The sequence below is a fragment of the Ohtaekwangia sp. genome (assembly GCF_036786105.1).
Taxonomy (GTDB): Bacteria; Bacteroidota; Bacteroidia; order Cytophagales; family Cyclobacteriaceae; genus Ohtaekwangia.
In genome coordinates, this window is sequence record NZ_DAIQRQ010000020.1 from 1 (window position 1) to 9,573 (window position 9,573).

Consider the following 9,573-nt stretch of genomic DNA (forward strand, 5'->3'; position numbering starts at 1 on the left):
AACTTCAATACTTTAACACGCCAACACATCACCACTTTCAAGACGCTTCCACCAGTTTCTTAATCTCTTCTAACAGCGGTCCCCAGCCACCTTCGCGAGTGGCGTCTTCGTAGCGTTGTTGGCCGTTGGCGAGTTTGGCAAAGTCGCCTTGTGTTACTGTAAGGTTTGTTTTGCCGTTGTTATCGGCAAGCGTATAGGTAACGGTGGCATAGTTCTCGGGTATATCTTCAAGCCCCATGTTCGGGTCGATGGTGGTATACGCCAGGTATTCATTCTCGCGTATGTCGACAATATTTCCCTTTACGGCAACAAGTTCTTTTCCATCAAATATACCTTTCCAGATCAGCGGGCTTCCGGGTTTCCAGTCGGAGAGTGCTTCGCATCCATACATATACTTTTTGGTTTGCTCGGGATTGGTGAGCGCATCCCATACGCGTGCAACAGGTGCATTAATCTGAATGCTGTTCCTGACAATAAGTTCTTTATTCATAACCGTGTGTTTGGATGATGATTGTGTTTTGAAGTACGCGTATGGGTGTGACAACCTTATGTCAGCAGCAAGCGAAATGATTACTGCCTGCTGCAAGCGAGCTGAAGGGGTGTGCAGGAGAGAGGACTAGAATAATTGATAATCAGTTGGTTTCTGAATGTCGGGAGAGAGTACGTGATACTTTTCATAGCCGAGCTTCGCCCTGAAAGCAGCGTATAAATGCTCATGGCACGAACCGCAGAACAAACGTTTACGATCAGGCGTCCTGCTTCAGAAGATTGCAACGTGTGACTTTTGGATTTTCAGACATCCTATAGCTAAAATGCCATGAATAAACATGGTGATTCTGATCATCACTGAATTTTAGTTAATGTATGTCTAACCGTATACAAGTGTTCACATCATTCGCAGTGCCTTCAGGGTATATTTCTACGTGTAAATACAGATACGATTTTAAGTGTTTTTGATGTATCCATGTCAGTAAACACAACCTTGTTTCCACCTCAATCATTCTCGTTGTTTGCGGTACTAATCAGGAAATGATTTTATCGGAACAGTACGTTACTTGAAATTTAAGATTTAAAGATATGTGGAGAAAGAGATTGGGAAAGAGTTCAGTAAAAGCATCTCTGTTTTTGTTGATGGTATTATTCGTAGTCACCCCGTTGGCTGGATATCTATTAGGCAGTCTGGTATGGAGTGTCATACTTGCTGTGATGGGGATAATCGTAGTCAGTGTTATTATTAACATGATTCATCAGGAAGAAGAACATCTCAGGCAACTATTGGAGAAACTGGATCAGCACAATCGACACTATATATACCACGATGAATTCCCTTCGGATACAAGCGATGCGGACGCTGTTATTGAAAGCACCATGGTTAACATTCAAAAGGCAAACGACATGATGATTGCCCTGGCAACCGGCAATCCTGCGACTGAATGGAATGGCCTTGTCAACACAAATCGTGCTTCCAACAAAGTAAATATGGCTGGCAACCTGGAGAAGGTACAGGATCAGCTTCGCTCTGTAAAATTAATGTATGAGCAGCACACGTGGATAACGGATGGATTACAGGAGCTAACCGAAATTACTCATCGTTATCAAGACCTGCCAGGGCTTGGACAAGCACTGGCAAGACGTATTGTAAGTCATGTCGGTGCCACCCAGGGATGTTTCTTTACCGTAACCGATGAAAGTAAAGATGAATACCTCAAACTTGTTTCATGCTATCCTGACGATCAGAAACGGTTGATCAGTAAAGTTGTTATGAAAGGTGAAGGGCTCGCCGGACAATGCTGGTCTGAAGGTGAACCGCTTTTACTCACGCAGGTGCCAGAAGATTATGTACATGTTTCGACAGGACATGTTGCCCCGAAGTATATCTTCATTACTCCGATAAAAATACAGGGAAAAACCTACGGCGTTCTGGAGCTGGCGTTACTCGAAAATCTGAACGATACACAGCTCGAATTTATTAACAAGGCGTGTGAACGTATAGCTGCTTCTATGGCTGCTATAAAAGCATTGGAGAGAACGCAAGGACTTCTGCACGAAAGCAAGTTACAAGCTGATCGTATGAAGAAAGAAGTCATATTGCTGGAGCGTGATCTTACCCTCGAACGAAAACGCTCGCAAGAGCTTGAAGAGCTAATCTTTCGTGCCGAAGAACGCATCAAAGGTATGGAGAGTATCTACAAGCGGTTTAATCTCAACTAAGAGATAGCTTTGAATTTTTGAGCTGCGTGCTTCGAGGCTTTTGCTTCCGCGCACAATCGCGCCTATAACACACACTGCTCACAACGCGCAGCGAATGGCTCGCAGCTATTTCCTATATTGCCGCCATGATCATTAAGAAATTGGCTGTTCCGCTGGTTAACGACAAGATACTTCAGCAGGCGGAACATGTTTACATTGCTACTGCCGCTATATCGGATGCCGGATTTGATTTTATCCGCACGCGCATTCCTACCAAAACGAAAATGGATATTGTTACGGGCCTCGATGGACTTACATCGCCCGGTGTATTGAAACGTATCTGGAAACATTACCAGGACCGCATTACAGTGCGCATTTATACCCGCAATACTTTCCATGCCAATGTATATATCTTCGAGCAGCCCTTCCGGAAATCGGTCGGATTTACGGGCTCGGGTGCACTTACGCTGGAAGGACTTAAAGATCATGAAGAGGTCTTCAACAAAGTTACCGATGCGAAAGATATTGAAGCGCTCCTCTCGTGGTATACCACGTACTATGAATTTGCTGAGCCGCTCACCGAAGAGATGATCCGCGAATATGATCTGCTGTATCCGGTAATGAAGCAACGTGATATCATCTCACGCCAGGAGAAAAAACTGTTTATCGATTTGACCACGCGCGGATTTAACTGGGACAGCATCAAGTTTAAAACACAATTTTTCAAGAAGGAAGATTATCAGGCGCTGAGTCCTGCAAACGCATCGATTGATACAGCGGAAATACACACCGCACGGGAAGCTGCCCGGGCGAAACTGAAATCCCTGCATGAGCAGCTATTGCCTGCTGTTACCCGGCTCAAGCTTCACGCGGATGCACACACTGTAGTGAGCAGTATTGCGTTACAGGATCAACCTGAACGCAGGTTGAAGACTATATCTGTATCCTACGGCAGGAGTGAAGGGACATTGAAACGCTATGATGCAGCAGCTTCGCCGGATAACTTTCTTACCCTACAGGTAATACTTCAGCCCAGGGCTGTAGGGGTGTGGTTATCGATGGGAAAGCCACACGGAAGTAAAGAAGATCGTATATATTTTCGCCAGCGGATGCAGGAGGAAGTATATCGAAAAACTTTCCTTTCATTATTAGCGACCCTTGGAAGCGGATATTTTATCGAAGTAGCAGGGGAGCAGAGGGCGGTAGAATCATTTCAGCAACCGGATATACTCTGGGAATTTACGCAAGCCGATGACTGGATGCATTATCGCTTTATCATCGCAAAAAATTATATACCGGGTGATCCTGCCATTGGTAATGACACAATCGTGCAAACCATCGAGCAGGAGTTTACCAAACTGGTTCCGCTCTATCAACACATGAAAGATACATCACGCGACCAGTCGTAATGCATATATAGTTTACTGAGATACGGGCACGTCAGTCGTTTGAATGGCTTTTCTTACTGCGGGTGCTACCTGCGTACCAAAAAGCTCGATCGACTTCATAATATGTGTGTGTGATAATGCGCCCATACCTATTTGTGCCAGGAAGCGTGTATGATGAAAAAGCTCGTATTCATATAGTATCTTATCGATCACTTGCTGCGGACTGCCTACGAGCAGTGAACCTTCCGGTGAGCGCATCATTTCATAATGTTCACGATCCATCGGAGGCCAGCCGCGCTCTATACCGATGCGCGTCATTACATCCGCGTATGCGGGATAAAATTCATCGGAAGCGCGTTGAGAAGTTTCCGCTATATAGAGTGGAGAGTTGATGCCAACCCCCAGTTTTTGTATATCGTGGCCGGCAGCTTTTGCTGTCTCGCGGTAATATTTTACGTGGGGCACAAATCGATCGGGAGTTCCTCCAATGATCGCAAGCGCCATGGGTAGCCCCAGCGTGGCAGCCCGCGCTACTGATTCCGGTGTGCCGCCAATAGCAATCCATATCGGAAGTTTTTCATTTACCGGTCGCGGATATATACCCAGATTTTCAATAGATGCACGGTGTTTACCACTCCAGGTGATTTTTTCTTTCTCGTTGATTTTTAACAACAGATCAAGTTTCTCGGAGAACAGGGCATCGTATAGCCGCAGGTCATAGCCGAACAGCGGAAACGACTCAATGAACGAGCCACGTCCTGCCATGATCTCTGCACGACCACCGGATAAAAGATCAACGGTTGAAAATTGCTGGAAAACACGTACGGGATCATCGGAACTTAACACGGTAACTGCACTGGATAATTTAATCTTGCTGGTACGCGCTGCAGCAGCACCCAGTATAACGGCGGGTGCGGATGCTGCAAAATCAGGGCGATGATGTTCTCCCACCGCGAATACATCCAGACCAACCTGCTCGGCCAGTTCAATTTCGTCTATGAGATCGCGAATGCGTTGATGGGCAGTGATTGCCTTCCGGGTAGCCGGATCGCGGGCTATATCGGCAAATGTATATACACCTAGTTCCATGATTTCTTTCCTTCTTTCGAGAACACGGTATATCTTCCATTAAGTTCCCGGAAAAGTAGAAGGTCATCACAACAATGATTGTATCAACAATATTCTGTTCTATTTGCGCTCAATTTCACGCAGGTTCTCCATCTTCTTGTTTCGCAGGAAACCGGCGATGTCTTCAAAGTGTTCGCGAACGCGCTTGTTACCGAACTCAAATACCTTTGTAGCCAGACCATCCAGGAAATCACGGTCGTGCGATACCAGGATCAGCGTTCCGTCAAATGCTTTGAGGGCATCTTTAAGTATATCTTTTGTTTTGATGTCGAGGTGGTTGGTTGGCTCATCGAGAATGAGCAGGTTTACCGGCTGCAGCAAGAGTTTGATCATGGCCAGACGTGTACGTTCACCACCGGATAGATATTTCACCTTTTTGTCGATCGTATCACCGCTAAACATGAAGGCGCCAAGTATATCTTTGATCTTTGTCCGGATTTCACCTTCGGCAATCTGGTCGATGGTTTGAAATACTGTAAGTTCACCATCAAGTAGCGATGCCTGGTTCTGGGCAAAATACCCGATCATGCTGTTGTGACCTACCTGTACTTTTCCCTCGAAGTCAATCTCGCCCATGATGGCTTTCACCAACGTAGATTTACCTTCACCGTTCTTACCGACAAAGGCTATCTTTTCTCCACGCGCAATGGTCAGCGATACATCGTTGAACACCGTATGGTCGCCATATTTCTTTGTAAGCCCTTCCACAATAACGGGATAGCTACCGGAACGTGGAGCAGGAGGGAACTTTAAATTCAGGGCTGAAGTATCCACTTCATCCACCTGGATGATCTCGATTTTCTCCAGCATCTTTACCCGCGACTGCACCTGCAGGGTCTTCGAGTAAGTTCCCTTAAAGCGTTCGATAAACTCCTGTATTTCAGCGATCTGTTTCTGTTGATCGTCAAATTGCTTTTGCTGCTGTTCGCGTCTTTCCTTGCGCAGCTGCAAATAGTGTGTATAGTTCGTTTTGTAGTCGTAAATGCGACCCATCGTTACCTCGATGGTACGGTTGGTCAGGTTATCGACAAACGTTTTATCGTGGCTGATCACGATCACCGCTTTTGCATTGTTGATGAGAAAATCTTCCAGCCACTGAATAGACTCAATGTCCATGTGGTTGGTAGGCTCATCCAGCAAAATAAGATCAGGTTTTTGCAGCAGTATTTTGGCAAGCTCAATGCGCATGCGCCAGCCACCGCTAAACTCTTTGGTAGGGCGCGTAAAATCAGAACGCAGAAAACCAAGTCCCATCAGGGTCTTCTCCACTTCTGCGTCAAAATTTATCTCTTCAATGGAATAGTATTTCTCACTCAGCTCAGACACCTGCTCAATGATTTTCGAGTATTCTTCCGACTCATAATCAGTGCGTGTTTCAAGTTGAGAGTTTAACTCATCCATCTGCTTTTTCATGTCCAAAATTTTGGAGAAAGCTTTGGATGCCTCTTCAAACACAGTACAGTTGTCTTCAGTAAGTAAGTGCTGAGGCAAATATGCAATAACAGCGTCTTTCGGAGCAGATACTTTACCCCGCGTGGGTTTATTTACCCCGGCTATAATTTTGAGCAGAGTCGACTTTCCAGCTCCGTTCTTGCCCATGAGGGCGATTCTATCGTTTTCGTTGATGTTGAAGGTAATATTACTGAAGAGCGCTGAACCATTGAACTCTACACTAACTGCATCTACTGAGATCATACTGTTAAATAAGCCGCAAAGATGGGAAATAGCTTTGAGAAAGTTAAACGTTATCGGTTAATCGTTACACGTAAATAGTTATCTGATAACGTGCCACTAATAACGGTTCAGGTGTAACTCCGTAGTGGTGTGGCTTTCTGCATACTGCGTATATTCCGGTATCGCCACAATGAACTCACTGCCTTCGCCGGGGATGCTTTTTACATGGATGTCGCCTTTGTTTTCACGAATCAGTTCTTTGCAAAGTGTAAGGCCGAGGCCGGTTCCTTTTTCGTTGTTGGTTCCTGGCTGGCGAACATTCTCATTGAGTGTAAAAAGCTTTTCCTGTATCTCGTACGGAATACCAACACCTTGATCTTTCACCGAGATCAGCAATGTATTTTCCTCACTGCGAACAGAAATATAAACTTCTGTATTGGTATGACTGAATTTGATGCTGTTAGACAACAAGTTTCGCACAACGGTATCAATCGCATAGTAATCGCCATAGCCATAGTGCTCATCGGTAGGATTGAAGAGTAATTTTATTCCTTTACTTTCCGCCATGCCGTGATAGAGTGCTATATTTTTCTGAATAAGCGCAACAGTGTTGATCTTGTCGAATGTCCACTTGCGCTTGTGCGAAGAAGTCATCGACCATTCAAGTATATTGTTGATGAGTTCAGTGAGGTTATCGAGCGAATTATCGATTTTGGTTCGCATCATCATCAGTTCTTCCGTTGTAAGCGAATCAACATGTTCGGTAAGCAGATAAGAGAACCCTTTCAATGAGTTAAGCGGACTTCTCAAGTCGTGCGAAAGAATGGAGAAGAAGCGATCTTTTTCTTTATTAAGTTTATCAAGATCATCCTTCTGTTTTTCGATCTCTTCATTCTTCAGGGCCAGGCTGTTCTTTTTGCTTCGTGTTGTATGGAAGGCATAGTATAGCAAACCAATCACCAGTGATAACATTGCTATGCCGGCAATGAGAGAATAGGTAATAATGTTCCTGCTTTCAAGTCGCGCCTGTTGCAGCTCCTGGTCTTTTTTAAGCAGTACAATCTCGCGTTCTTTTTCCTCCAGGTTAAAACGCGCTTTCAACTCTTCCAGGTTGGCACGATTGGTTTCATTGTGAAGACTATCTGCAACGTCATTATATAGTTTTTGATACACGAGGGAAGTTTTATAGTTACTGCGTTTCTCTTCAAGCAAAGCTAACAGCTTGCTGGCCTTTGCCATGGCAGATAGTGCTTTTACTTCTTTTCCTTTTTCCAGTGCAAATATTCCAAAGCGAATGGCTTCGGCCAACTTTCCCTGCTTCTCTTTTATGCGTGCTATAGCAGCAAAGTTTATAGACTGCCCCTGCAAGTCTTTGGTCTTTTCAAAGATCGTATCTGCTTTAAAATAATATAGCAGTGCTTCGTCCCATTGCTTGTTATTTTCAGAGATAGAACCAAGGTTGCTATAGCCTCGTGAGATTCCGTAGAGATCGTTGTTCTTCTCTTTTATGCGGAGTGATTTGAGAAAGTATTCTTTTGCCATTGCTTCGTTACCCAAATCCTGGTAAATGATACCGATGTTGTTAAGCGCATACGATTCACCTTTCTCATCGCCCATCTCCTGAAATATTGTGAGCGACTGTTTGAAGTATTCGAGCGATTTTTCAAGATCGTTCGAGTTGGCGTATACAATGCTGATGTCGTTGAGCGCGTTGGCGATCTGTACCTTATCGCTCATTCCGCGGTATAGCTTCAGTGCTTCAAACATTTCGTGAAGCGCTTCCGCAGTATTATCCTGGTCGCGTTTCAATCGCCCGATATGCAGCAACGCATCGGCATGTCCTTTTGTATATTGAATGGCTTTTGCTTTTTCGAGACTGGCAACGGCATAAGCCATAGCAGAGTCAGGCTCAAAGTTCCAATACTTCATGGAAATATCGAAGAGAATCTTTACTCGCTGCGTGTCGGCAGTCGCCCGGTGTAGTTCGCGTTTTAAGCTATCGATTCTTTCAGGTTTCTGCCCCCGGGCCTGGCGCAGGTAAAAAGTAACGAGGATGCAGACCAGTAAAACAAGTGCTCGTAAATTCATTGCTGTTTCCTCATTGTAGGGCTATGGGCTTTGTACAAATATAATATTTCTTGCCAAGGCCTCGGCAGAAATATTCCTCACGATTAGGCTTTGTTCCTCAGAAATTCTGGTAAAGGCATACCTTGGTAAAATATAATGGTCTTGGTGTATTCAGTATAATATTGTCGCATTCAGCCTTCTAAGTTGTCGCGATCAGCGCTTCAAGATTGTTGCATCTATGTTTAGCTTCGCATATCGGCATGCAATGATCTGCGAGAGTGTTATCGACTAACGGGCTCATTCATGCGACCACATAATTAACTATATATGCTGACAGAACCTGTATTGGAAAAACGCCCCGCCCGCAACTATGCGGCGATCCGTAAAACGGTGCGCATGGAAGATATTCCTGCTGTTCTGCCACCGCTTGTTCCTAAAGTATATCGCTGGCTTGCAGAACGTGGTATAGCATCTGATGGGCCTTGCTTCTTTTTGTATCACGCTATGCGTCATGATGTGCTTGAAGTGGAAGTTGGCGTTCCGGTTCAGAAGGCTATTACCGGCGATGCCGTGGTGAGACCGGGAGTATTCCCGGAGGGAACGTATGCCGTGATTACCTATACCGGAGATTATGCCAATCTGAAAGATGCACACATGAAACTCGAATCGTGGCTTGCCGGGAAAGGGATTCCCGAAAAGAAATATACTGCACCGGACAGTGTAACGTGGGGTGGTCGTACAGAATTTTACATTACTGATCCAGACACCGAACCCGACTCAACACGGTGGATAACGGATGTTGTATTCCTGTTGGAGCAAGGTTAACACGCTATTCGCTACAGGTTATTCGTTGATCGGGGTTCCTTGTTCGTTATTGATTTTTTCCTTGGATCCCGGCTCGAAACAGAATGAAAGCTGGTGTATAATCAACTATCCGGGATTTAATACTGTGAAATGAATATATAGCATCGGTATATAACTACCGATCTACCAATCGAGTAACGGAAATACAGTTGATATGCTCTGTACTGTCAGCAAACTTTCCCATAGCACAAAGCGGAAAATGTATCGTTCACACATAGATAGCATGGTGAATGAAACTTTTCAGGTGTTAAGGCAGTTTATA

7 protein-coding genes are annotated in these 9,573 nt (G+C 44.9%); 3 read left to right on the top strand and 4 right to left on the bottom strand.

Features of this window, described 5'->3' with window-relative positions; translation table 11 throughout:
- Positions 1–37: 37 nt before the first annotated feature.
- Positions 38–490: an SRPBCC family protein gene (locus V7Q33_RS10660; protein ID WP_333819822.1), complete on the bottom strand. Its 453-nt coding sequence runs from the start codon at positions 488–490 to the stop codon at positions 38–40.
- Between the two features lie 716 nt (positions 491–1,206).
- Between V7Q33_RS10660 and V7Q33_RS10665 the strand changes: the two genes are divergently transcribed.
- Positions 1,207–2,211, top strand: coding sequence for a GAF domain-containing protein (locus V7Q33_RS10665; protein ID WP_333819823.1), 1,005 nt, complete (start codon positions 1,207–1,209; stop codon positions 2,209–2,211).
- A 125-nt stretch (positions 2,212–2,336) separates the two neighbouring features.
- The gene (locus V7Q33_RS10670; protein ID WP_333819824.1) at positions 2,337–3,599 is read left to right on the top strand and encodes a restriction endonuclease PLD domain-containing protein; all 1,263 of its coding nucleotides are present in this window, start codon (positions 2,337–2,339) and stop codon (positions 3,597–3,599) included.
- A 12-nt stretch (positions 3,600–3,611) separates the two neighbouring features.
- Here the strand turns inward: V7Q33_RS10670 and V7Q33_RS10675 are convergent, their stop codons facing one another.
- The 3 genes from V7Q33_RS10675 to V7Q33_RS10685 all read right to left on the bottom strand — a co-directional run bounded on the left by V7Q33_RS10675 (position 3,612) and on the right by V7Q33_RS10685 (position 8,468).
- A complete protein-coding gene (locus tag V7Q33_RS10675) occupies positions 3,612–4,667 on the bottom strand; it encodes an LLM class flavin-dependent oxidoreductase (RefSeq protein WP_333819825.1) in 1,056 nt (351 codons plus the stop codon).
- Positions 4,668–4,766: 99 nt separating this feature from the next.
- Positions 4,767–6,401 (bottom strand): ABC-F family ATP-binding cassette domain-containing protein, encoded by a 1,635-nt coding sequence (locus V7Q33_RS10680; RefSeq protein ID WP_331974542.1) that lies wholly within the window; start codon positions 6,399–6,401, stop codon positions 4,767–4,769.
- Between the two features lie 96 nt (positions 6,402–6,497).
- Entirely contained in the window at positions 6,498–8,468 is a 1,971-nt protein-coding gene (locus V7Q33_RS10685) for a tetratricopeptide repeat-containing sensor histidine kinase (RefSeq protein WP_333819826.1), read from the bottom strand.
- A gap of 306 nt (positions 8,469–8,774) precedes the next feature.
- Here V7Q33_RS10685 and V7Q33_RS10690 point away from each other — a divergent pair, with 306 nt between their 5' ends.
- Positions 8,775–9,272 (top strand): GyrI-like domain-containing protein, encoded by a 498-nt coding sequence (locus V7Q33_RS10690; RefSeq protein WP_333819827.1) that lies wholly within the window; start codon positions 8,775–8,777, stop codon positions 9,270–9,272.
- Positions 9,273–9,573: the final 301 nt, after the last annotated feature.